Below are 22,674 nucleotides of genomic sequence, written 5' to 3'. Positions count from 1 at the left end.
TCAACCATGACCTTTCCAAGGAGAGTTGCGCGTGCCACCAGCACCTTCGGCCCTCTCGCGCGCCAGGCGCGGGATATCCCTGCTGCTACCGCTGGCCCTGGGCCTCGGCCTGGTCCAGGGCCTGGCCGGCCCGGCCCGGGCGGACTCCCCGGGGCCGTCGGTTCCGGTGCAGAGCACCGCCTCCGTCCCCGTCACCCAGCAGGGCATGAGCCCCCGGATCCCGGATCAGGCAACGCTGCGCTCCCTCCACGGCGACCAGCCCGCACCGGCCGGCCCCGGTCAGCCGGGCGGCGGCAGCGCGCAGGCCACCCCGCTCGCGCCGACCGCCAGCTGGGACGTGGTCCAGCAGACCGGCGACTTCACCTGGTCCTACCCGCTGCGGGTGCCGCCGGCCCCCGGCGGCCTGCAGCCCAGCCTCGCGTTGAGCTACTCCTCCGGCCGGCTCGACGGCCGCACCTCGGCGACCAACAACCAGCCGAGCTGGGTCGGTGACGGGTGGGACCTCTCGGCCGGCTACGTCCAACGCGACTACAGCCCCTGCGCCGACACCGCCGACGCCGCCGACCCGGCCGGGCACAAGACCGGCGACCTGTGCTGGCAGAGCGAGAACGCCGCCGTCTCCTTCCCCGGCGGATCCGGACCACTGGTGAAGGACCCGAGCACCGGCTGGCACGCCAAGCCCGACAACGGCGCCCGGGTCGAGCACGTCGCCGAGCCGGCCGGTGCCGACTACTGGCGGATCACCACGGTCGACGGCACCCAGTACCTGTTCGGTTCGCGCACGGACTCCACCGCCACCTGGAGCGTCCCTGTCTTCGGGCGCAACAGCGGCGAACCGTGCCACGGCGCCACCTGGGACAGCTCGTGGTGCAGCCAGCCGTGGCGCTGGAACCTCGACGCGGTCATCGACCGCCACGGCAACACGATGCTCTACACCTACACGGCGGAGACCGGAAGTTACGGACTCAACCTGAAGGACGCACCGGTCGGCTACACCCGCGGTGGCACCCTGGCCCGGATCGACTACGGACTGCACGACGGCCTCGACGGCGGCCGGCCCGCCGGCCGGGTGCTCTTCACCACGGCCGACCGGTGCGTCCCCGGCAGCACCTGCACCTCCGACCACCGGGACAACTGGCCGGACGTCCCCTGGGACAGCCTCTGCGACCCGGCCGGATGCCGGCAGCACCACTCGCCGACCTTCTGGTCCAGCAAGCGGCTGGACAAGGTCACCACCCAGGTACTGCGCGGCTCGGGCTACGCCGATGTGGACACCTGGTCCCTGGACCAGCAGTACCCGGACCCGGGGGACGGTGGCAAGGCCGCACTCTGGCTCAAGGGCATCACGCACACCGGCCTCTCGGGTGGCTCGCCGGCCACCTTGCCCGAGGTCGCGTTCGAGGGGACTCAACTCCCCAACCGGGTCTGGTCACCGGACGGCTACGCGCCGCTCAACCGCTACCGTGTCACCGCCGTCGTCTCCGAGGCGGGCGGGGTCACCTCGATCAGCTACGCGCCGCCGGACTGCACGGCGGACCAGCTGCCCGCACCGGAGAGCAACACCCGCCGCTGCTTCCCGGTGCGCTGGTCCGCCCCCGGCTCCCCGGCGCGCACCGACTTCTTCCACAAGTACGTGGTCGACTCCGTCAGCACCGCCGACCGGATCGCCACCGGCGCCGAGCAGGTCACCCGCTACGAGTACCTGGACGGTGCCGCCTGGCACTTCGACACCGGCGGATCCGGTCGGCCGGACACGAAGACCTGGAACGAGTTCCGCGGCTTCGGCCGGGTCCGAGTGCACGTCGGCACCGCCGGCGATCCGTCAGGGCCGGTCGGGCTGACGGAGTACCGCTTCTACCGGGGGATGAACGGCGACCACCTGCCGAGCGGCGTCCGGAAGGTGGACGTCACCGACTCCGAGGGCGGTGCGCGGACCGACGAGGACTGGCTGACCGGCCAGCCGGTCGAACAGGCCACCTACAACGGCGAGTCGGGCCCAGTGGTCACCAAGACCCTGTCCTGGCCCACCGTCCAGGGGCCGACCGCGACCCGCGACACCCTCAGCGCCTACCTGGTGCGCACCGGCACCACCAAGAGCTACACCGCGCTGAGCGGCGGCGGCACACGGATCACCGAGACCGACACGGTGTACGACGGCCACGGCCTTCCCGTCCAGGTCGACGATCACGGCGACCTCGCCGACCACAGCCAGGCCCGCTGCACCCGCACTGCTTACGCCGTCAACACCGCCGCCTGGCTGCTCGACCGGCCCGCCCGGGTCGAGACCGTGGCCACCGACTGCTCCAGTACACCGGTCTATCCCGACCAAGCGGTCTCCGACACCCGCACCTGGTACGACGGCCAGACCTTCGGTGCCGCCCCGAGCGCGGGCGACGCCACCACCACCGAGGTGCTCGCCCGGCATCCGGCCGCCGGACCGGACTATGTCGTCAGCGGCACGGCGGGGTACGACGGCTACGGGCGCACCGTGCGCAGCGCGGACGCGCTGGGCCGGGCCACCAGCACCGCCTACGCTCCGGCCGGCGGTGGACCGGCCACGGGTACCACGGTCACCGACCCGGCCGGCTTCGCCACCGTCACCACGCTGGACCCGGCCTTCGGCCAGCCGCTCACCGTGACCGACCCCAACGGCCGTGTCACGGAGACGAGTTACGACGGGCTCGGCCGGGCCACCGAGCTCTGGCTGCCGAACCGGTCGCGGGCTGCCGGCCAGTCGGGCAACGCGCGGTTCGGCTACCTGACCGCCAACGACCGGCCGAGTTCGGTCAGGACCGACGCCCTCGGCCCCAACGGCACCTACGTCACCAGCACCACGGTGTACGACGGCCTGTACCGCAAGCGGCAGACTCAGGCGCCCGCTCCCGGGGGAGGGCGGCTGCTCGTGGACACCCGGTACGACTCGCACGGGCGGGTCTTCCGGGAGACGCAGCCCTACGCCAACGACGGCGCGGTGGACACCGCGCTCTGGTCGGCCGCCGACACCGCGATCCCCATGCTCACCCAGACCGCCTACGACGGCGCGGGCCGGCCTACGGCCACGGTCGTCCTCGGCGGCGGCACCGAGAAGTGGCGCACCACCACCGGCTACGAGGGCGACCGGACCAGTGTGCTGCCGCCCGACGGGGGCGTGGCCGGCACGACCCTGTACGACGCGCGCGGCCGGACCACCGAACTGCGGCAGTACCGGTCCCACGCCATCGGCGGTGACTACGACGCGACCACCTACCGCTACACGCCCGCGGGCCGGCTGGCCGGGCTGACCGACCCGGCGGGAAACACCTGGAGCTACGACTACGACCTGATGGGCCGGCAGATCCGCAGCGCCGACCCCGACAAGGGCACCACCACCCTCGCCTACGACGCGGCCGGGCAGCTGCTCAGCACCGTCGACGCACGGGGGAGCACCCTCAGCTACAGCTACGACGCGCTCGGGCGGACCACCGCCGAGTACGCCGGGCCGGTCGGCGGCAGCAAGCTCGCCGACTGGAGTTACGACACCGTCCCGAACGGCAAGGGCAGGGCGGCGAGTGCCACCCGCTACCAGGACGGCAACCCGTACACCACCAAGATCCTCGGCTACAACAAGAGCTACCAGGTCATCAAGAGCGAGGTCGACATCCCGGCGGCCGAGGGCGCGCTGGCCGGCTCCTACGTGGCCCAGGCCCGCTACAACCCGGACGGCAGCCTCGCAGGCGAGGTCTACCCGGGCGCCGGTGACCTCTTCGAGGAGACCGTCTCGCACACCTACGACGACCTCGGCCACCCGCTGCTCACCTTCGGCGGTCCGACCGGCTCGACCATCGACTATGTGACGGACACCCAGTACACCCGCTACGGCGAGCAGTCGCGGCTTCAGCTGGGCGACACCGGCCACCGGGCCTGGGTCACCGACTTCTACGACGACACCACCAGGCGGCCCGTCCGCTCGGTGGTCGACGCCGAGGTCGCCCATCCGATGCAGGCGGACAGCCGGTACACCTACGATCCGGTCGGCACGATCACCTCGATCTCGGACACCCCGCTCGGCCAGAGCGCCGACACCCAGTGCTTCGGCCATGACCACCTCCAGCGCCTCACCGACGCCTGGACGCCCGGGAACGGGGACTGCTCCGGCGCGCCGTCCGCCGCCTCGCTCGGCGGCCCGGCACCGTACTGGCAGTCCTACGGCTACGACCGCACCGGCAACCGGCTGACCGACACCCGGCACACCCTGGCCGGCGACACCACGCGGACCTTCAGCTACCCGGCCGCCGGCGCGCCGCAACCGCACGCCCTGACCTCGGTCACCCCGAGCGGCGCCGCCTACCGGTACGACCAGGCGGGCAACACCGTCACCCGTCCCGACCCGGCCGGCGGTCCCGCCCAGCAGCTCGCTTGGGACGCCGAGGGCCGCCTCGCCACGATCACCGCGGGCACCGCCCGCACCGGCTACGTCTACGGCGCCGACGGCTCGCGCCTGATCAGCCACGACCCGGCGGGCTCCACGCTCTACCTGCCGGGGGAGGAGCTCCGCCTCGACCGCACCAGCGGTGCCGTGACGGGCACCCGCTCCTACCGCCACGGCGGCGCGGTCGTCGCCGTGCGCACCGGGGCGGGAGCGACCTGGCTGGCCTCGGACCACCAGGGGACGGCAATGATCGCGGTCAACCCGGCCACCATGACCGTCGTGCGCCGTCGCCAGGACCCGTTCGGGGTGGTGCGCGGGGATGGCGACGCCGCATTCCCGGCGACGACCGGGTTCGTGGGTGGGACAGTCGACCCCTCGTCGGGCCTGATCCACCTCGGAGCGCGGGAGTACGACGCGGCGGCGGGGCGGTTCCTGTCCGTGGACCCGCTGCTGGACCCGACCGACCCGCAGCAGCTGAACGCGTACGCGTACAGCGGTAACGACCCGGTGACCCGGTCCGACCCGAGCGGCGAGTGGTGGAAGTGGCTCACGAACACGGTCACTGCCATCGGCGACGCCGGCAAGGCGGCGGGCAACTGGATCCAGGACCACAAGTCGGCGGTCTCGGCAGTGCTCGGGGTGGCCGCGTTGGCCATCGCGGTGTGCGCGTCCGCCCCGGCAGTGCTGTTCGTCGGTGCCGTCCTCGGGGTCGGCAGCATGATCCTCACGGCGGAGGACATGGTCGACTCCGCGAAGCATCACAACAACGCGGGCTTCGTCCTCGACGCGATCTCCCTCGGCGCTTCGGTGCTCGCCCCGGGCATGGGCGCTGTGGTCAAGGGCGTGAGCGCCGTCAGCCGGGTGGTCAGTGGTGCGAAGGTGGCGGAGGATGCCCTCGACCGGGTGTCGACCGCAGCCGGAGTCGCGGGAGGGGTCCCGGGGCCGAACTGTGACAGCGTCAAGTACCCGTCCGGTAACTGCCCGGACCATGTGGCTCCGGAATTCGTTCCGACCGGGTACACACTGCTCTGCGGGGCCGACGGCGCCGACTACCTGCGGGCGCCGGACAGGACCATAGCCAAGGTGTCCCCCGAGCTGATGCGCGATGTGAGAGGCAGTAAGCCGGCCGACTCCCGCACGGTCTACGAACGGCCGCAGCAGGACCCCGTCCCGCCACCCGTCTCCCATCCCTACACCACGGGCGACGGACGACTCTGCAACCGTGGAGGTGGGCTCTGCGCCGTCTGACCCCGCGCGTTGACCGCCCACAATCCTATGATCATCTGGCTGTACTCCATTTGATCCTCTGTATTACCATCGCGCAGTTGCTGCGCACGAAGCTCCGGGGGGAGAAACACATGCGGATCGGGAATTCCGTGGGCCGGCTCTGGCGGCCGCTGGGGGCAGCCGTCGCTGCGGTACTGGTGGCGGGGGCAGGGACGACCGACGCCCGGGCGAGCGAATCGTGGCGGACGTACCTCGACTGCTCCGAGTGGGACGCCTCGATCACCAGCGTGACGCCGACCGGCCCGGGGGCGGCGACGGTGACCACCCATGCCAAGCCGACCGGCCGCTTCTGCCCGGCGCCGGCAGACACCGACAGCACGGAGATCGTCGGCTTCTCCGCCAACTCCCAGGGCCAGTGGGTGGAGACCGGTGACATCGGCTGGGGATACCCGGGGGCTTTTGACTTCGACACGGCGATGACGCTGAGCCCGGGGACAGTGGGCCTCTGCTTCCTTCCCTCGAAGGGGTACTCGGCCGGCTGCGTGTCACTGACCGTCGCTTCCGACGGCAGAGGCGGGGCGGCCGTGCCGGTCACCGGGGGTGTCGTTCTTCCATCGTGGCCCACCGGCTCAGGCTCCCCGCCGCCGCGGGGCACCAAGCCGGGTGACAACGGAGTCAACACGCAGAACTGCGCCACCTGCTGGTAACGGGCCGATGTCCCAGCACTCCCCGGACGTACCGGTCCCAGCCGCTCTGCGCGGCTGGGACCTCTCGGCTGACGCCGACCTGGTCTACCGTCACCTCGTGCTGTTCGGCGCACGGACAGCACCCGCCGTCGCGCGCGAGCTCTCGCTCACCCGGCGCCGGACGGAGCATGCGTTGGAGGAGCTCTGGGGCACGGACACGGTCGTCCGGTCGGGCCGAGCCGGGCCGCGTCCGGCGGAGCGCTGGACGGCCAGACCAGTCGAGCAGGTGGTCGCCGAACTGCGGCTGCGCAAGCGTCGGTTGGTGGACCCGGTCGAGCTGGCACGTGGCCACGCGGCGGTCCTCGGCGGCATCACACTGTCGCCGGCGGACCCGACCCGGCGTGGTGCGGCCCGCGCGCTCTACGGGCGGGCGGCAGTAGTCCGGCGGATCGACGAGCTCAGCGGACTGGAGCGGCGCGAGCACCTGTCGATGAACCCGGTGCCGTACATCGACGCCGCGGTGCTCGCCGCCGCCGCACCCGGTGACCTCGCGCTGCTCGCACGCGGAGTCGCGGTCAAGGTACTCGGTGTGACGTCGACCATGTCGGGGCTTCCGGATCAGCACAACCACGACCTCCTGGCACACGGCGCCAAGTGTCGGCTCACCGACCGGCTGCCGATCAAGATGCAGATCTTCGACCGAGCGGTGGCACTGCTGCCCATCGACCCGTTGGAGCCGGCCGCAGGCGCACTGGAGATCGGCGACCCGGAGCTGGTGGCCGCGCTCGTGCAGCTGTACGAGCGGACTTGGTCGCTGGGCAGCGAGGAGAGCGCAGCGGCCGAAGCGGGCGCGGATCCTCTGCCGGACATGGAGTTGACGGACCGGGAGTACCAGATCGTCGTGCTGATGACCGCAGGCCGGTCGGACGCCGCCGTTGCGGACGCTCTCGGCATCAGCCTGCGTACGATCGGCTACACACTGCGTTCCCTGATGGACCGCTACGGTGCTGAGAACCGCTTCCAGCTGGGCGTCCTGCTCGGCAGCCAGCTGCCGACCCTGCGAGAGGAGCTGAACCTGCGGGTCTGAGCGGAGGCGTGCCGGCTCTCTCAGGACTCCTTCCGAGTTGTTCGAGCAGGAGGTCAGGCCACCAGAGGTGGCCCGGCAGGCGATCGGGTGAGGGACACCAGGCTCGGTCCTCCGGCCGCCGCTGCGTCCGCTCAGGCCGGGGCGCGGAACGTCATCAACTGTCGGCCAAGCTGCCCTTGGTGCACCGGTGAACCCCGGCCGGTTCAGGCGGTGCGCAGGTGGGCTGCGGTGCTGGCGAGCCGGCGAATGGCGAGCACCGGCAGCGGGATGCTGACCAGGCAGGCGGCCAGGACGGCGACCGGGGTCAGGCCGTGCGAGGAGACCAGGGAGAGGGCCACGGCGCTGGTCGGCAGCACGGCTGCCGGGGAGACGAGGAGCAGGGTAGCCTGCCGCTTCTGCCCGGTGGTCCACTGCGGTGACTTCCAGATCCGCAGGAGGGCCACGGCCGCGGCGGCCAGCGCCAGCAGCGGGCCGAGAGCGGGCACCAGGAGCAGGGGCAGGGGGAGCGCGGCCAGCAGCAGGGTGAGCCGGGTGCGGCCGGGGGCCTCCGGTTCGGTGCGGGCGACGCCCGCCTCCTCCAGCGCGGCGGCGGCCACCCGCTGCGGGGCGCCCAGTCGGTCGAGCACCTGACGGACGGTGGCCTCGTCAGCGGCCGGGTGGGTGCCGGTGAGGCGCTCGGCCAGCGAGACCTCCAGGTGCTCGCCGAGGTCGGCGAGGAGCTCGCGGCGGCGCTCGGCCGGGAGCGCGGCGGTGTGCCGGCCGACGGCGTCGAGGTACTCGCGGACGAGCGGGTGGTCGGTGGAGCTGGTCACGGGGTGCCTCCTGGGGCGGCGGTGGCTCCTGGGGTCAGGAGGTGGTCGACGGCCGTGCGGAACGCGGGCCAGAGCGTGGCGAACTCGGCGAGGGCGGTGCGGCCCGCCTCGGTGAGCGTGTAGTAGCGGCGGGACGGCCCGCTGGCCGAATCCCGGAGGAAGGTCTCGGCCAGACCGGAGCGGCGCAGCCGGGAGAGCAGCGGGTAGATGGTGCCCTGACTGGTGGCCAGCATCGGGAACCGGCCCAGCTCCTCCAGCAGCTCCACCCCGTACCGCGGCCCGTCCTGGAGCAGGGCCAGTACGCAGTACTCGAGGACGCCCTTGCGCAGCTGAGTCGCGGCGGCGCTCTCGGGCGGCGCCGCGGGACCCTCGGGGTCGGTCATGCCAGGTACCATGCATCGCAAGCTAGCATGCGGCGCAAGGTTCGTCCAGAGAGTCATGGACGTGCGCAGGTCGGGTCGGGTGCGCGAAGGGACTCGGCCGCGCCGGGCGACCGGGTCCTGGGCTGAGGGTGGGCAGCCACTCGGTAGCCGCGCACTGGCTCAGGGCGGTGACCGCCGTCTGGACCTTGCCGGGGAGGGACTTGGTGTCCGGGGTCTGGTTGTGCTTCGCGCTGTCGGCCAGCTGCTGGTAGACCTCGCCGAGCTGCTTGGCGGCGGCCTTGGCCTTGGGGTTCTTGACGGCCGGCCAGGACCGAAGGGCCGCACCCTCCCGCAGGCGAGGGTGCGGCCCTTTGTGCTGGGAGAAAGGCAAGAGAAGTTCAAGGGAGGTTCCAGGGGCGCATCGAAGCGCGAACGGGGCTTGACGTGGCCATTTTCGGCGGCGAAGGTAAGCAGCCTGACATGTCATGTGTGCCATTGCATACCGGAGGTCGTCATCCGCCACCGCCGGTCGGGGAGGCGGGACCGCTGGGGCTAGGGAGGGTCCATGGAGCTGGAGCTGCGGCACCTGCGGGTGCTCTGCGCGATCGCCGACGCCGGGAGCGTGGGGCGGGCGGCCGTGCTGCTCGGGGCCTCGCAGCCGGCCACCAGCACCCAGCTGCGCCGGATCGAACGCCACCTCGGCGCGCCGCTGTTCGAGCGGACGGCCACCGGCGTCGCGCCCACCTGCTTCGGGGCCGAGGTGCTCTCGGCCGCCCGTGACCTGCTGGCCCGGGCCGACAGCCTCGGCCGGCGGCCGGAGGAGCAGGCCGTGCGCGGGCGGCGCGAGCTGCGGCTGGCGGCCACCATCTCGCCGATCCTGCCCGGCCTGGTCACCCGGGCCCGGCACCAGCAGCCCGAGCTCGGCTTCGCCGTCAGCACCGTCTACCGCTGCTCCGACCTGGTCGAGCTGCTGGAGCGCGACGACGTGGACGCCGCGCTCGCGGTGGACTACCCCGGCCGCGAGCTGCGCCACTCGCGGGCCGTCTCGCACCGGGGCATCGTCACCGAGCCCACCTTCGTCGCGCTGCCGGCCAATCACCACCTGCGCCACCGCACCGAGATCGCCCTGGCCGACCTCGCCGACGAGGCCTGGTTCCTCACGCCCGACGACGGCGCCGGCTGGCACGGCGTCTTCTACGGCGCCTGCGCGGCGGCCGGGTTCACCCCGAGCGCGGTGCACGAATTCCTGGGCGGGCGGCTGGAGCTCCAGGAGCTGATCGCGGCGGGCCTGGGCATCGCCGTGGTGCAGGCGACCACCCGGCCGATGGGCGACGTGGTGGTCAAACCGCTGATCGGGACGCCGATCTGGGTGCGGCACCTGCTCGCCTGGCGCAGCTCGGCGCTCACGGCCGACCTGGTCGAGACCCTGTTCGGCGCCGCCACCGCCGCCTACCGCGATCTGGTCGGCGGCTCCCCGCACTTCCGCGACTGGGCCGCCCGCACCTACCGCGCCGCCCGGCCTTAGCGCACTCTTGGGGCCTTCGCCACCAGCGGTTATGGCTTGCGCAACCGTGTTATGCCGTCGCGCGGTCATGTCATATGACCTGTGACATTGTTCTGACAGGGTGACTGGTGGCAGGATCGCTCACGTATCCACCCCCACCTCCCGCTGATACCCAGTCAGCCTCCCCCCACGTCCGAAGGACCACGCCGTGCGTCTTCGCATACCCCTGCCCACACTGACGGCGAGCGTCGCCGCGTGTTGTGCTGCCGCAGCCACCCTCCTGCCGGTCCAGGCGATCGCCGCCCCGGCCGGTACGACCCTGAAGGCGACGGCCAAGGCTGCCGCCCCCGCCGCTCCGAAGCCCGCCGGCCCGGAGGTCGCGGCCCCGGCCGCCGACGAGACCGCCGCCGTCGCCAAGCCGCGCACCGGTGCCGAGCTGAGCCAGGCCGCCGTGGCCCAGGTCGGCGGCACGGTGCTCCAGACCGAGCAGCGCGCCTACCACCCGCCGACCACCCCGCAGCCCAAGACCCGGCAGCAGAACGCGGTGGCGGGCAACGCCGTCGCGGCCGCCGCCGCGCAGAGCTGCACCGCCGCCGACTTCGGCAGCCGCAGCGGGGCCGCCCTGGTCGCCTTCGTCGAGGGCTCGACCACCGACTGCATGAACACCCTGTACAACGTCACGGGCACGGACGCGGGAAACATCTTCAAGCAGTCCCAGCTGCTCACCGTGACCAAGGCCTTCCAGGACATGGCGGCCAACTACACCGGTGACAACTCCACCAGCATCCTCCAGCTGGTGATGTTCCAGCGGGCCGGCTGGTACGTGCAGTCCAACAACGCCGCCGCCGTGGGCAATTACGACTCCTCGGTGACCAGCGCCGCCAAGGCCGCGCTGGACGCGTTCTTCGCGAGCGCGCACTGGACGGACGTCAACGACAACAACGGCGTCGTGCTCTCCGAGGTGCAGATCCTCACCGACAGCGCCAACCTGCAGGGCAGCTACCTGGGCGAGTACAAGCAGGTGCTGGACACCTTCAACAACTCGTACCTGGCGTACCCGAAGATGGTCAAGGCGGTCAACTCCGTCCTGGCCACCCCGCTCTGGCGCGGCAACTGGAACCCGGCCTTCGTCAGCGCGGTCGCCGCGAACCCCGCCATCGTCACCTCGATCGGCAACTTCGCGAAGAACCACACCGACCTGCTGAGCGGCGGCAGCGCCGCCCTGGACAGCAACGCGGGCAACTCGCTCGGCCGGATGGCCGGTGACGGCGCCGCCGTCGAGGCGATCGTCAAGCCGGTGCTCAAGGGCCTGCTGGACACCACCCCGATCGTCGGCCTGACCGGCCCGCTGTACGTGCACGCGGCCTTCCAGGCCAACTACTACGACGGCGGCTCCTGCTCGTACCTCAACACCTGCAACCTGCCGGCCAAGCTCACCGCCGCGGTGCTGCCGAACCAGCTGGTCTGCGACAACCGCACCCTGCTCACCGAGTCGCTCTCGGCCGCCGACCTGGCCGCCGTCTGCACCAGCCTGCGCGGCGAGGACACCTTCTTCCACAACCTGGTGAAGGACCGCGGCGCGGTCAACCCGTACGGCAAGACGCTCACCATGGGCATCTTCTCGAACAACGCCGACTACCTCACGTACTCCTGGGCGATCTTCAACAACTCGACGGACAACGGCGGCCAGACCGTCATGGACCCGACGGACCCGAACAACCAGCCCGTCTGCGTGATGTACCAGAAGTCGTGGAACGACAGCTTCCCGGCGAACGTGTGGAACCTCAACCACGAGTACACCCACTACCTCGACGGCATCTACGACATGAAGGGCAACTTCGGCGCCACGATGGCCGTCCCGGACATCTGGTGGGTCGAGGGCGTGGCCGAGTACGAGTCCTACGCCTACCGCGGCCTGACCGACACCCAGGCGATGGGCGAGGCGGCCAAGCACACCTACAAGCTCAGCACCATCTTCCAGAACACCTACGGCAACTCCGACTCCACCCGGGTCTACCCGTGGGGCTACATGGCCGTCCGCTACATGTTCGAGAAGCACCCGCAGGACGTCTACTCCATGCTCGGCCACTTCCGGACCGGTGACTTCCAGGGCGGGTACAACGTCTACAACTCGGTCGGCACCGCGTACGACGCCGACTTCGACGCCTGGCTGACCGCCTGTGCGAACGGCGCCTGCCTCGCGGCCGGACCGACCGCCTTCTTCACCCAGAGCGTGAACGGCGCGACCGTCTCCCTGACCGACACCTCGGTGCAGACCGGCGGCGGCCAGATCACCGGCTGGCACTGGACCTTCGGTGACGGCTCCGCCTCGGACCAGCAGAACCCGAGCCACAGCTACGCCAAGGCCGGCACCTACACCGTCGCCCTGACCGTGACCGACAACACCGGCCGATCGGCCTCGACCCCGACCTCGGTCACTGTGACCGTCGGCGCCGGGACGACCCTGCCGACCTGCCTCGACACCCGCACCGACGCGCTGGGCCAGAACTGCCAGCGCACCGGCCGCGCGGCCACCGCGGGCAACTCGGACTACATGTACGTCTACCTGCCGGCCGGCACCACCACGCTGAAGGTCAACGCCTCCGGCGGCACCGGCACCGCGTACCTGTACTACAACGACAGCACCTGGGCCTCCCCGAGCGCCTTCACCGCCTCCTCCACGGCGACCGGCACCACCCAGAGCATCACCGTCACCAACCCGACGGCCGGCTACCGCTACATCAGCCTCTTCGCCAAGACCGACTTCAGCGGCGTGACGATCAGCACCCAGTTCTGATCCCTCGTTCTGATCCCCCGACCGACGGTCGAGGCGGCCCCCGGAGCTCCGGCTCCGGGGGCCGTCCCCGTTTCCGGACCTTCGTGCGAGGGAACGGATCGGGCTCGGAGGATCGGTGCACACCTGGGTCGGAGGAGCGGTCGAGATGAGCGGTGCGGTGCGGACGGCGTACGGTCCGGTGACCGGGGTGGCGGCCGACGGAGTGCTGCGCTACCTCGGCATCCCTTACGCGGCAACGCCGTTCGGGCCGCTGCGGTTCGCCGCGCCGGTGCCGCCCGAGCCGTGGACCACCCCGCTCGCAGCCGAGTCCTTCGGGCCGACGGCGCCCAAGCCGAGGATGAAGGGCCGGTTCGGTGAGCTGTTCCCCGACCCGGTGGTGCCGGGCCGGGCCTGCCTCAACCTCAACGTCTGGACGCCGGAGGAGGCCGGGGCCGCGCCACTGCCGGTGCTGGTCTGGCTGCACGGCGGAGCCTTCGTGACCGGCTCCTCGGCCGTCTCCTGTTACGACGGCGCCGCCTTCGCCCGCGACGGCGTGGTCTGCGTGAGCCTCAACTACCGGTTGGGAATGGAGGGTTTCGGCTATGTACCGGACGCTCCGGTGCCCGCCAACCGGGGCTTGCTCGACCAGCTCTTCGCCCTGGAGTGGGTCCGGGAGAACATCGCCGCCTTCGGCGGTGACCCGGCGAACGTGACGCTCTTCGGCCAGTCCGCCGGGGCGATGAGCGTGCTGACCCTGCTCTCCACCGGCACCGACCTCTTCCACCGGGCGATCGCGCAGAGCGGCAGCGCCGAGATCGCCCAGACCGTCGAGGACGCCGCCCTGGTCTCCGCCGAGGTGGCCCGCCGCCTGGGCGTGAGCTTCGACCTGGCGGGCTTTGCCTCCTGCGCTCCGGAGGAGGTGGTGGCCAGGCAGGACGAGGTGGCCGAGGAGGTCGCCGGCGGCGCCGACCCGGCCAAGTACGGCCCGAGCACCATCGCCTCCTGCGGCATGGCCTTCCTGCCGGTGGTGGACGGCGAGCTGCTCACCCAGCGCCCGATCGAGGCCATCCGGGCCGGCGCGGGCGGCGACAAACCGCTGCTGATCGGCACCACGACGGAGGAGTACCGGCTCTTCCTGATGCCCTCCCCGGTGGCCCAACTCCCCGTCCCCGAGCCGCTGATCGAGCGGGCCACGGCCTACGGCGCACCCGAGGGCTGCTACGGCTCCTACGCGGCCGGCGGCACCCCGGCCTACCCCCGGCGGCCCCGGCCGAGGTCGCGGCGGCCGTGCTGACCGACCGTCTGTTCCGCGTGCCGTCCTACCGGGTCGCCGAGGCCCGGGCGGAGGCCGCCGCCCCCAGCTACGTCTACGAGTTCGGCTGGCACAGCCCGATCGCCCCGAACGAGGCCGGTCTGCCGCTCGGCGCCGCGCACAGCATCGAACTGCCCTTCGTCTGGGACACCTTGGACAACCCCGACTGCCTCCGCCTCACCGGCCCGCAGCCGCCGCGCTCCCTCGCCGCCGAACTGCACCGCCGCTGGGTCGAGTTCGCCCGCACCGGCGAGCTGCCCGGCGGGGTGCCGTACGGCGCGGAGGACCGGAGCGTGCTGGTCTTCGGCCACGAGGGCGGCGCGGAGACCGGCCTGGTGGCCGACCCCCGCGCCGCCGAACGCAAGCTCTGGGAGGGTGTGGACTTCGGCTGACGGCGAGTTGACGGACCGTCAGGCCGTGCTGCCGTCGCCGGGGAGCTTCGGGGTGGCGCGGCGGCGGGCGAGGGGGACGGCCAGGGCCGCGATCAGCACCAGCAGGGCGAGGCCGTCCGGCCATGGGTGACGGAGCATGCGCAGGAGGGCGAGGAAGGCGATCGGGCAGCCGGCCAGTGCGGCTGCGGCCGGCCAGCGGTAGCCCCTGGCCAGGGCAGTCGGGCTGACCGCGATCAGCGCCAGTTCGGCACCGCCGACCGCCACCGCCAGATAGGGGCTGATCACGTTGAAGGCGATCGAGGGGATCGGCGAGGTGTCGAGGGCGGCGGTGAGCAGCCCGCCGCCGACGAACAGCCCGGCCAGGGCCGTCCAGTGGCGGGTTCGGGTGGCGGGCCCGAGCAGGTCGCGCGGGGCGGCGAGCAGGAGCAGCACCCAGAGGGTCCGGGGCGCTTGATCCACCAGGGTCAGACCGGTCATGTGCACCCACTCGCCGTCGGTCCAGCCCGGGTTGTACGGCAGTTGGGCGATCACACTGGCCAGTGCGGTCAGCGGGCCGAGTGGCGCGAGGAGGCGGGTGAGCGTCCAGCGGCCGAGGACGGCTGCGACGGCGGCAGCCACCGACACCAGCAGGGTGGCCTGGTCGATCCAGTAGGCGAGCAGCAGTCGGGAGTACCGGCCGATCGGCCACAACCCGCTGAACGGCTCGTGGTACTGGTGGATGCGGTACAGCCGGACCAGGAAGAACACCAGATCGCCGGAGGCCGCCGCGCAGGCCGCGAAGGTCGCCACCAGGGCGGCGAGTTGGGCAAGCGTCCGGCCGGAGTCGAGGCGCAGCCGCAGTCGTAGGCCGTGGCCGGCCAAGTCGGACAGCTCGCGGACGGCGGCCCAGCGCCCGGCCTCGGCGGTGATGTCGGCGTAGACCCCGGCCAGCTCCGGGCCGCGTTCGCGGCGGTAGGCGGTGGGGTGCAGGCGCAGCGCCGTGCGCAGGCCGAGGCCGGGTACATTCTGCTGGGCGATGCTCATGAGGCGTACCCCGTATGCCAGTTGGGAGTCTTGCTGGCGAGGGCAAGCCGTCGGCGGGCCTCCTCGGCGAGAGTGCTCAACCGCTCCGCCTCGGCCGCCAGGACCTCGCGCCCACCCCCGTGGAGCGCGTACGTCCGGCGGGCCCGCCCGTCGACGATCTCTTCGCTCTCGACCCGGATCAACCCCTGCCCGAGCAGGCGGTCCAAGGCCCCGTAGAGCGTCCCTGTCCGTAACCGCACCCGGCCGCCGGAGATCGCGGCGACCTCCTGGATCAACGCATACCCGTGGCGCGGTGCGTCGGCCAGGGCGGTCAGCAGCAGCAGCGTCGGCTCCTGCATCGTCCGTTCCTTCATACGACTACATATATCGATCACCGGCATATGATGTCGAGCGGTTTCGGCACATCGGCATGATCTCAGCGGGGGATCGTGACGGAGAGCCAGCGGTCGACCGGTCCGAAACTGAGGAACCCGCTTGCCGCGCCGGCGAGTTGACCGGCCGCCGGGCGGAGCTCGTCCTGGGCCCGGGCGAGGGTGGCTTGGTCGGCCAGGTCGCGCGCGGCGGCGATCCGGAGGCAGAGCAGGGCCTCTTGGAGCAGGTCGGGCGGCGGCTCGGGCTGGGCGCGCAGCGTGGCGCGGGCCTCGGCGGGGCCGGCGGCCGTGAACGGCAGGATCCAGGGGCGGTACGGCCCCCAGTCCTCGGCGGGGTCCAGGGCGGGCGGGGCGCTGGAGGGCCCGTCGGCGTACCGGAGACCGAGGCGGGCCAGCGGGAGCAGGCCGGTGGTGACGCCGGGCATGCCGGCCCCTTCCAGCGGGGCGGCGAGCGCCGCGTAGGCGGCCCCGGCCTCGGCGGCCCGCCCGGTGGCGGCCAGCCGGAGGGCGCGGAAGCCGGCGGTGAAGAGGCGCGCGAGCGGGCGTTCGTGACGGTCCGCCAGCCGGTCGACGGCGGTGGCGAAGGCCTCCGCCTCGGCGAACTCTCCCAGCGCGGCGGCGGATTGCAGCTGGATCAGCAGGCCGAGCACCTCGAAGGAGGCCAGCCCGTGCCGGGCGGCCAGGGCAGTGAGCTCCGCGCCGATCGCGCCCCGGCGCGGGGCGAGGCCCGGTCGGTCGAAGGACTGGAGGTAGCGGCCGTTCAGCGCGAACGCGAGCAGCGCCGGATCGTCGAGCTCGCGGGCGATCCGTTCGGCCTGGGCAGCGGCCTGCGGCCCGCGTGGTGCGCGGGTGCCGCGCAGTTCGAGCGCGATGGTGGCGAGCAGCCGGGCCCGGGCGGGGGCCGTCGCCTCGCCGGTGGGCGCGGGGCCGGCCTCGGCGGTGGGGGTGGTCGCGGTGGTGAGGGTGGTCGCGGTGGTGTGGGCGGTCGCGGTGGTGTGGGTGGTCGCGGTGGTGGGGGTAGTCGCCGTGGTGCGTGCGGTCTCGGTGGTGTGGGTGGGCTCGGCGGTGAGGGCGGCGAGGGTGCGTTCGGCCGCCGCGACCAGGGCGAGGGCCTGGGGCGGGTCGTCCGGGCGGGGCCAGTTGGCGGGGACGTCGTAGGCGGTGATCACGCGGGCGGTCAGGGCGGGGTCGCCGTACCGTTCGCCGGCGAGCACGGCGGGGAGGCGCTGTTCACGGGCGGCGGTGAGGCCACCCGGGCCGGTGACGGCGAGGCCGCGGAGCAGGCCGACCGTCGACTCCAGGCGGGAGCGGGCGCCGGGGGAGACGGTGCGGGCGTAGGCGGCGGTGGCCTGCTGCCAGAGCCGTTCGGCGGCGGTCTCCGGGTCGGCGGGGGCGGCCAGGTGCGGGGCCTGGGCGAGCAGGTCGGCCTCCAGCCGGCGGAGCTCGGGGCCCGGGGCCAGACCGAGTTCCTCGGCCAGCGCGGTGCGGGCGCGGCGCAGCACGGCGAGTGCGTCGGCCTGCCGGCCGGACCGGTAGAGGGCGAGGGCCGGCAGCCGCCAGGTGCCCTCGCGCCAGGGGTGTTCGGCCAGGTGTGCCTCCAGCCCGGCGACGGCCCCGGGGCCGTCGCCGATCGCGAGCTGGGCCTCGGCGCGGCGCTCCACGGCCTGGCGGTGCAGCTCGGTGAGCCGGGCCCGTTCGGCCTGGGCCCAGGCGGCCTCGGGGTACTCGGCGTAGGCCGGGCCGCGCCACTGGTCCAGCGCTGCGGTGAGGCGGGGGAGCGCCGCCTCGGGCGGCAGGGTGGCGGCGGTGGTGAGGGCGGTCTCGAAGCGCCAGGCGTCCACGGAGTCGGGCGCGGCGCGCAGCGCGTAGCCGGGCCCCTCGGTGACCAGCAGGGTGGCCGGGGCGCGGCGCGGACGGTCGGGCTCCAACGCCCGGCGCAGGGTCGCCACGAAGCTCTGCACCGTCCCGGCCGCCCCGGCCGCCCCGGCTGTCTGCTCCGGCCAGAGGTCCGCGACCAGGCGGGGCAGCGGCACGACCCGCCGCCGGGCCAGCACCAGCCGGGCCAGCACCTCGCGGTGGCGGGGGCCGCGCAGCGGCAGCGGCTCGCCGCCGGGGCCCCAGGCGGTCACCGGACCGAGCACACCGAAGCTGATCCCCGCCGCCACCTGCGCTTCTCCTGCCACGCCGCCACCGTACGCGGTCGGCGGTCGGCGGTCGGCGGTCGGCGGTCGGCCGGTGGGCGGGGCCGCCGCGGGCTTCGCTGCGCGGCGCCGATCCGGCGCTGATCCGGTGCTGATTCGGGGGCGGGAGGGTCGGTGGTGCGGCCGCCACTGAGGTGGCCCCGACGGAAGGCGGTACTCCCATGAACGCGACGATCCCCGGCTTCGAACAGCACCGGATCCCGGTGGCCGAGGGCGTCAGCCTGCACGCGGCGGTCGGTGGCTCCGGGCGGCCGGTGGTGCTGCTGCACGGATTCCCGCAGACCCACCTGATGTGGCTCGAGGTGGCCACCGAGCTGGCAGCGGACCACACGGTGATCTGCCCGGACCTGCGCGGCTACGGCGCCAGCGACAAGCCCGCCGAGACGAGCGGGACCGGCGAGACCTACGCCAAGCGCACCATGGCGGCCGACATCGTGACCCTGGCCCGAGCCCTCGGCCACGAACGCTTCGCCCTGGCCGGCCACGACCGGGGCGCCCTGGTCGCCTTCCGCGCCGGTCTCGACCACCCCGAGGCGGTCAGCCACCTGGCCTGCCTGGATGTCGTGCCGACCCTGGACATGTGGGAGGTGCTGCGCGGCCGCACGGCCGCCGTCGGCTTCCATCTGTACCTGATGGCCCAGGCTCCGGGCCTCCCCGAGGAGTTGATCGCGGCGGCCCCGGACGCCTTCTTCGGCCACTTCCTGGACACCTGGTCCACCCGCCCGTTCCCGGCCGACCTCCGCCGCGCCTACCTGGACGCCTCCCGCAACGCCGTCCCCTCGATCGTCGCCGACTACCGGGCCTCGGCCGGCCTCGACGTCGACCACGACACGGCCGACCGAGCCGCGGGCCACCACCTCCGGATGCCGGTCACCGTCCTCCAGCAGGACTGGGGCGCCGCCCTCGGCTTCGACGCCCACGCCCTCTGGTCCCCCTGGGCCCCCGACCTCCACCACCGGACCCTCGACGCCGGCCACTTCATGGCCGAAGAGACCCCCGAGCTGGTCACGGCAGAACTCCGGGCCCTGCTCGCACGCTAGGTTGTACCCGAAGGGGCCGGTAGCCACGGCCCCTGCCCGGGTGCCACACGTGGGCCACGGCCAGTCCTTCCCGACCAGCACGGAGTCCACGACCATGACGCCCGTCTCCCTCCACCTCGAGTACATCACCGATCCGGGCCACCACGGAGATCTCCTTCTCCGGTTGGGCGTCTATCGGCACCACTGCGACTCCTACTACCTCGCCCTCGACGAGTCCCGCGAGGCGGGAGACGATCTCGTCACGAGCCTGACGCGCCTGCTCGGCCAATGGGTGACTCAGCTGCGCGGACTCACGAAGGGCGGAGGCGCGGTCCTCCTGCCCTACGACTTCTCCGATCAGTGCACAGCCTGGCTCCAGGTCTCCTCGGTCGACGGTGATCGAGCCGCCGTCCAAGCCGGCTGGAGCCTCGTCGAAGGCTGGCGAATCCAGCCGTCGAACTACGCGACTACCGCACCGGAGATCACGGACTTCGATCCGATCGTCAATGCCCGGATCGAGTGCTCGTTGGAAGACCTGATCAGCACCGTCGAGCGCAACCGAGATGCCTTCGCCTCCGCCTGAGGGGACCGCCGCTCCACAGGAATCGACGGCTCCTCACCTGGGCTGGAACGCCGCACTCCTCGCCCACCGGTCTGCCGGACCCGGCCGCACCTCGGTGGAGGTCGCCCCGCAGCTCGCGGTCTCGGCGGCCCAACCCGCGTCGGCGGGGATCAGGCGCTGTTGGTTTAGTGCTGGAGCGCGCAGTCATCCGCTGTCAGGTGCAGGTGCCGAAGGGCTCCCAGTTCGGGGGAGGGGAAGGTGTGACGCTGCCACTTCTGGAGATAGCCGTCCTCGCCGTGGGTCTGCCGCACCTTCTCGGCAGCCATCAGGACCGCGTGTGCCACTGAGGTGCGAGGACGTGTGGACGTCCACACAAGCGTGCCCTTCCCGTCGGATGCGTCGAAGCCGGCCGACATGTCCGGGAAGTGACGGATCATGATGTTCACATCACCGTTTCGGCGACGGAGAATCCACCGCTCCTCTGCTGGTTCAAGGTCGAACGAGAACCGCTGGACGCTATAGGGTCCGTAGAGGCCCGTCATGGCTTTCAACAAATCGGCGAGCGCGTCGGTGCAGTAACTGACGCTCCCTCGATGCTTTGTCGAGCCATCCCAGATCCTGCACACCGCCCACCCCGAGCCCCGCAGTTCCCAGCTGAAGTGCAAGGACCTCGTCACCGAATCCCCCCGATCTTTTGCGGACAACACTACATAGGCGCTGAAGACGTGGGATGCCGGGCACAAGTGCGAGGGAAGATCTGCCCCATGGCGTCGGACGGCGGGTTGATGAACAGCCCACCCCACCGTTCGCTCCGGCCTCGGCGCTGAGCAGGGCCTCTCCCAGTCCATCCCCGCGTTGGCGGGGAGCACGTTGGTCAGGAACGTCGAAGTGCCTGCCAGCAGCCCCGCTCCCGCCGCGGCGCACCGCCGCATCTGCGTGATCACCACCGGCCTTCCCCGGTCATGGACACCGAACGATCGAGCATCACCGGACCCACGGCGCCTGACAGGAAGTCAGGATCGGCGGAAAGATTGCCGCGACATGGCCGGAGCACGTCCCCCGGTGACGATCGGCCGCACCGGTTGATCCCTCGCGTTCGGTGTGTGAACGTGGGCCCGGAACGGCGGCGCGCGCCCCGCGCCGCGCGAGCGAGGAGAACACGGTGCCCACCGACGACCGGCCCCTGCGCGCCCTGGGGTTCCTGACCATCGGCCTGTTCGAGGAGTCCGACCCGCGGGCCGGGCACGAGTCCACTCTGCGACTGATCGAACTCGGCGAGCGGCTCGGCTTCACCAGCGCCTGGCTGCGCCACCGCCACCTGCAGTACGGCATCTCCTCGCCGCTCACCGTGCTCGCCGCCGCCGGCCAGCGCACCGAGCGGATCGCCCTCGGCACCGCCGTCACCCCGATCGGCTGGGAGAACCCGCTGCGCCTGGCCGAGGACCTGGCCACGGTCGACCTGCTGTGCGGCGGCCGGCTCAACCCCGGCATCAGCGTCGGCCCGCCCGCCCGGTTCGCCGAGGTGCGCGACGCGCTCTACCCCGACACCGCCGACGCCGAGGACTTCGGCTACGGCCGGGCCCGCCGCCTGCTCGACCTGGTCCGCGGCGCGTCGACCGGTGGCTTCCGCGGCACCGAGGGCATCGAGGAGTACTCCGACCGCGTCCAGCCGCACTCGCCGGGCCTGGCCGCGCGGATCTGGTACGGCGCCGGCAGCCTGGGCTCGGCCCGCTGGGCCGGCGAGAACGGCCTCAACCTGCTGACCAGCAACGTGATCAAGGACGAGGGCCCGGACCCGGACGCGGTCCGCGCCGACCCGGGCGGGTACTTCGCCGAGACCCAGGCCGCGCAGATCCGCGCCTTCCGGGCCGCCCACCCGGACGGCGCGGCCGCCCGGGTCTCGCAGGGCCTGGTGGTCATCCCCACCGACAGCGCCACCCCCGGGCAGATCGCCCGCTACCGCGAGTACGTCGAGCGCCGCAGCGCGCGCACCGCCACCGCCCACGGCCCGGCCCGGCTGCGCTTCGCCCCCGACCTGCTCGGCCCCAGCGCCGAGCTCGCCGAACGGCTCTCCGCGCACGCCGGGTACCGCGAGGTGGACGAGGTGGCCTTCGCGCTGCCGTTCACCTTCGGCCACGACGACTACGTGCAGATCCTCACCGACCTGGCCGGCGCGCTCGGCCCCGCGCTGGGCTGGCGGCCCGCGGCCTGACGGACGGCCCCTGGGCCGCCGGGCGCAGCGGCGAGCCGACCCGGTCGATCCTGCGCCGCACCGGCCCGTGGGGGGATCGGCCAGGGGAGAGCGAGCTCAGGCCCGCGGGAGACCGGGTTCTTGACCGGGTCGATGACGGCCAAGGACTTCAGGACGGCCGGAGAGAGCCCTCCTGCCGGCTCGCTCTCGCGTCGGTGGGGAGCACACTTCCTGACCTGCGGCGCAGCGACGGCTTTGCGAGTTCTTGGCCTCAATCATGCCGTGCAAGGCCAGCTGTCACCGCGTCACGGCGCCCGCTCCACCCGGCTATCCAGCGTTCCGCCGGGCTGGCCGCCCCCGGCCGCAGCGGGTCCTGTTTCAGGTGCGCTACCGGCCGAGCACCTCGGAGACCAGCCGCCGGGCGAACTGCTCGGCGATACGAGCCTGCCCCCGGTTCCAGTCGGCCAGGGTGGAGGAGGCTTCGGCGGTGCGGCGGACGGTACGGGCGCGCCAGGCCGGACGCCGGGCGGTCGCCCTATCGATGCCAGCGCTCAGACCCGCGCGGGACGGGGCCGGGGTGTGACTGGGCCCGGGGCTGAACACGCGGGCGCCAAGGCGCTTCGCGGCGCGAGGCAGTGCGACAGCAAGACCAAACGCCGCAAGGTGATGGCGACGATCGACGCGCAGTTGCACGGTTCTGGGCACGCGGCAGCGCGAGCGCGCCGCCCGCCCCCCAACGCG

At 72.6% G+C, this 22,674-nt stretch carries 18 protein-coding genes; 10 read left to right on the top strand and 8 right to left on the bottom strand.

The features are described 5' to 3' along the window. The first annotated feature begins 31 nt into the window (after positions 1–31). The 3 genes from CFP65_RS04500 (at position 32) to CFP65_RS04490 (ending at position 7,408) form a co-directional block, all read left to right on the top strand. Entirely contained in the window at positions 32–5,656 is a 5,625-nt protein-coding gene (locus CFP65_RS04500) for an RHS repeat-associated core domain-containing protein (RefSeq protein WP_104814853.1), read from the top strand. A 110-nt stretch (positions 5,657–5,766) separates the two neighbouring features. Beyond that, positions 5,767–6,342, top strand: coding sequence for a hypothetical protein (locus CFP65_RS04495; protein WP_158702029.1), 576 nt, complete (start codon positions 5,767–5,769; stop codon positions 6,340–6,342). A 7-nt stretch (positions 6,343–6,349) separates the two neighbouring features. Next, complete coding sequence (locus CFP65_RS04490) at positions 6,350–7,408, top strand: LuxR C-terminal-related transcriptional regulator (protein ID WP_104814851.1); 1,059 nt, start codon at positions 6,350–6,352, stop codon at positions 7,406–7,408. 203 nt (positions 7,409–7,611) lie between these two features. On the opposite strand, the gene CFP65_RS04485 is transcribed toward CFP65_RS04490, so the two are convergent. Genes CFP65_RS04485 through CFP65_RS38695 form a run of 3 tightly spaced genes read right to left on the bottom strand, consistent with a single transcriptional unit; the run spans position 7,612 to position 8,973 of the window. After that, positions 7,612–8,220 carry a hypothetical protein gene (locus tag CFP65_RS04485; protein ID WP_104814850.1) on the bottom strand — a complete coding sequence of 203 codons (609 nt, stop codon included), beginning with the start codon at positions 8,218–8,220 and terminating at the stop codon, positions 7,612–7,614. After that, positions 8,217–8,603, bottom strand: a complete 387-nt coding sequence (locus CFP65_RS04480; RefSeq protein ID WP_254552225.1) for a PadR family transcriptional regulator — start codon at positions 8,601–8,603, stop codon at positions 8,217–8,219. Before CFP65_RS04480 ends, CFP65_RS04485 begins: the two co-directional genes overlap by 4 nt. 22 nt (positions 8,604–8,625) lie before the next feature. Further along, the gene (locus tag CFP65_RS38695; protein WP_158702028.1) at positions 8,626–8,973 is read right to left on the bottom strand and encodes a hypothetical protein; all 348 of its coding nucleotides are present in this window, start codon (positions 8,971–8,973) and stop codon (positions 8,626–8,628) included. 174 nt (positions 8,974–9,147) lie between these two features. On the opposite strand from CFP65_RS38695, the gene CFP65_RS04475 reads away from it, so the two are divergent. The 4 genes from CFP65_RS04475 to CFP65_RS40510 all read left to right on the top strand — a co-directional run bounded on the left by CFP65_RS04475 (position 9,148) and on the right by CFP65_RS40510 (position 14,566). Further along, positions 9,148–10,107, top strand: coding sequence for a LysR family transcriptional regulator (locus CFP65_RS04475; RefSeq protein ID WP_104814848.1), 960 nt, complete (start codon positions 9,148–9,150; stop codon positions 10,105–10,107). A 187-nt stretch (positions 10,108–10,294) separates the two neighbouring features. Continuing rightward, on the top strand, positions 10,295–12,883 hold the full coding sequence (locus tag CFP65_RS04470) for a collagenase (protein ID WP_104814847.1): 2,589 nt from the start codon (positions 10,295–10,297) through the stop codon (positions 12,881–12,883). Between the two features lie 145 nt (positions 12,884–13,028). Further along, a complete protein-coding gene (locus tag CFP65_RS04465) occupies positions 13,029–14,156 on the top strand; it encodes a carboxylesterase/lipase family protein (RefSeq protein ID WP_254552224.1) in 1,128 nt (375 codons plus the stop codon). Beyond that, a complete protein-coding gene (locus CFP65_RS40510) occupies positions 14,150–14,566 on the top strand; it encodes a carboxylesterase family protein (protein WP_254552223.1) in 417 nt (138 codons plus the stop codon). Before CFP65_RS04465 ends, CFP65_RS40510 begins: the two co-directional genes overlap by 7 nt. An 18-nt stretch (positions 14,567–14,584) precedes the next feature. Here CFP65_RS40510 and CFP65_RS04460 read toward each other — a convergent pair whose 3' ends face one another. The 3 genes from CFP65_RS04460 to CFP65_RS04450 form a co-directional block, all read right to left on the bottom strand. Continuing rightward, complete coding sequence (locus tag CFP65_RS04460; protein ID WP_104814846.1) at positions 14,585–15,589, bottom strand: hypothetical protein; 1,005 nt, start codon at positions 15,587–15,589, stop codon at positions 14,585–14,587. Then, entirely contained in the window at positions 15,586–15,942 is a 357-nt protein-coding gene (locus CFP65_RS04455; protein WP_104814845.1) for a PadR family transcriptional regulator, read from the bottom strand. The genes CFP65_RS04460 and CFP65_RS04455 overlap by 4 nt, the downstream gene beginning before the upstream one ends. Before the next feature lie 62 nt (positions 15,943–16,004). Further along, entirely contained in the window at positions 16,005–18,143 is a 2,139-nt protein-coding gene (locus CFP65_RS04450; RefSeq protein ID WP_254552222.1) for an AfsR/SARP family transcriptional regulator, read from the bottom strand. A 179-nt stretch (positions 18,144–18,322) separates the two neighbouring features. Here CFP65_RS04450 and CFP65_RS04445 point away from each other — a divergent pair, with 179 nt between their 5' ends. Both CFP65_RS04445 and CFP65_RS04440 read left to right on the top strand, forming a co-directional pair. Then, a complete protein-coding gene (locus tag CFP65_RS04445) occupies positions 18,323–19,201 on the top strand; it encodes an alpha/beta fold hydrolase (RefSeq protein ID WP_104814843.1) in 879 nt (292 codons plus the stop codon). A gap of 94 nt (positions 19,202–19,295) precedes the next feature. After that, positions 19,296–19,763, top strand: coding sequence for a hypothetical protein (locus CFP65_RS04440; RefSeq protein ID WP_158702027.1), 468 nt, complete (start codon positions 19,296–19,298; stop codon positions 19,761–19,763). 164 nt (positions 19,764–19,927) lie between these two features. On the opposite strand, the gene CFP65_RS40505 is transcribed toward CFP65_RS04440, so the two are convergent. After that, complete coding sequence (locus CFP65_RS40505) at positions 19,928–20,068, bottom strand: hypothetical protein (RefSeq protein ID WP_254552221.1); 141 nt, start codon at positions 20,066–20,068, stop codon at positions 19,928–19,930. Positions 20,069–20,904: 836 nt separating this feature from the next. Between CFP65_RS40505 and CFP65_RS04430 the strand changes: the two genes are divergently transcribed. After that, entirely contained in the window at positions 20,905–21,954 is a 1,050-nt protein-coding gene (locus tag CFP65_RS04430; protein ID WP_104814840.1) for an LLM class flavin-dependent oxidoreductase, read from the top strand. A 366-nt stretch (positions 21,955–22,320) separates the two neighbouring features. On the opposite strand, the gene CFP65_RS04425 is transcribed toward CFP65_RS04430, so the two are convergent. Beyond that, a complete protein-coding gene (locus CFP65_RS04425) occupies positions 22,321–22,536 on the bottom strand; it encodes a hypothetical protein (protein ID WP_104814839.1) in 216 nt (71 codons plus the stop codon). Positions 22,537–22,674 lie beyond the last annotated feature (138 nt).

The organism is Kitasatospora sp. MMS16-BH015, assembly GCF_002943525.1.
GTDB lineage: Bacteria > Actinomycetota > Actinomycetes > Streptomycetales > Streptomycetaceae > Kitasatospora.
Note: the sequence above shows the minus strand (reverse complement) of the source record. Positions and strands in the feature narration are given on the sequence as shown.

Bases quoted from the DNA above. Each gene is read 5' to 3' on its own strand.
- CFP65_RS04460 (WP_104814846.1), bottom strand. From the start codon at position 15,589: ATGAGCATCGCCCAGCAGAATGTACCCGGCCTCGGCCTGCGCACGGCG.
- CFP65_RS04480 (WP_254552225.1), bottom strand. From the start codon at position 8,603: ATGACCGACCCCGAGGGTCCCGCGGCGCCGCCCGAGAGCGCCGCCGCG.
- CFP65_RS04475 (WP_104814848.1), top strand. From the start codon at position 9,148: ATGGAGCTGGAGCTGCGGCACCTGCGGGTGCTCTGCGCGATCGCCGAC.
- CFP65_RS04465 (WP_254552224.1), top strand. From the start codon at position 13,029: ATGAGCGGTGCGGTGCGGACGGCGTACGGTCCGGTGACCGGGGTGGCG.
- CFP65_RS04495 (WP_158702029.1), top strand. From the start codon at position 5,767: ATGCGGATCGGGAATTCCGTGGGCCGGCTCTGGCGGCCGCTGGGGGCA.
- CFP65_RS04445 (WP_104814843.1), top strand. From the start codon at position 18,323: ATGAACGCGACGATCCCCGGCTTCGAACAGCACCGGATCCCGGTGGCC.
- CFP65_RS04440 (WP_158702027.1), top strand. From the start codon at position 19,296: ATGACGCCCGTCTCCCTCCACCTCGAGTACATCACCGATCCGGGCCAC.
- CFP65_RS04490 (WP_104814851.1), top strand. From the start codon at position 6,350: ATGTCCCAGCACTCCCCGGACGTACCGGTCCCAGCCGCTCTGCGCGGC.
- CFP65_RS04455 (WP_104814845.1), bottom strand. From the start codon at position 15,942: ATGAAGGAACGGACGATGCAGGAGCCGACGCTGCTGCTGCTGACCGCC.
- CFP65_RS40505 (WP_254552221.1), bottom strand. From the start codon at position 20,068: ATGGCTGCCGAGAAGGTGCGGCAGACCCACGGCGAGGACGGCTATCTC.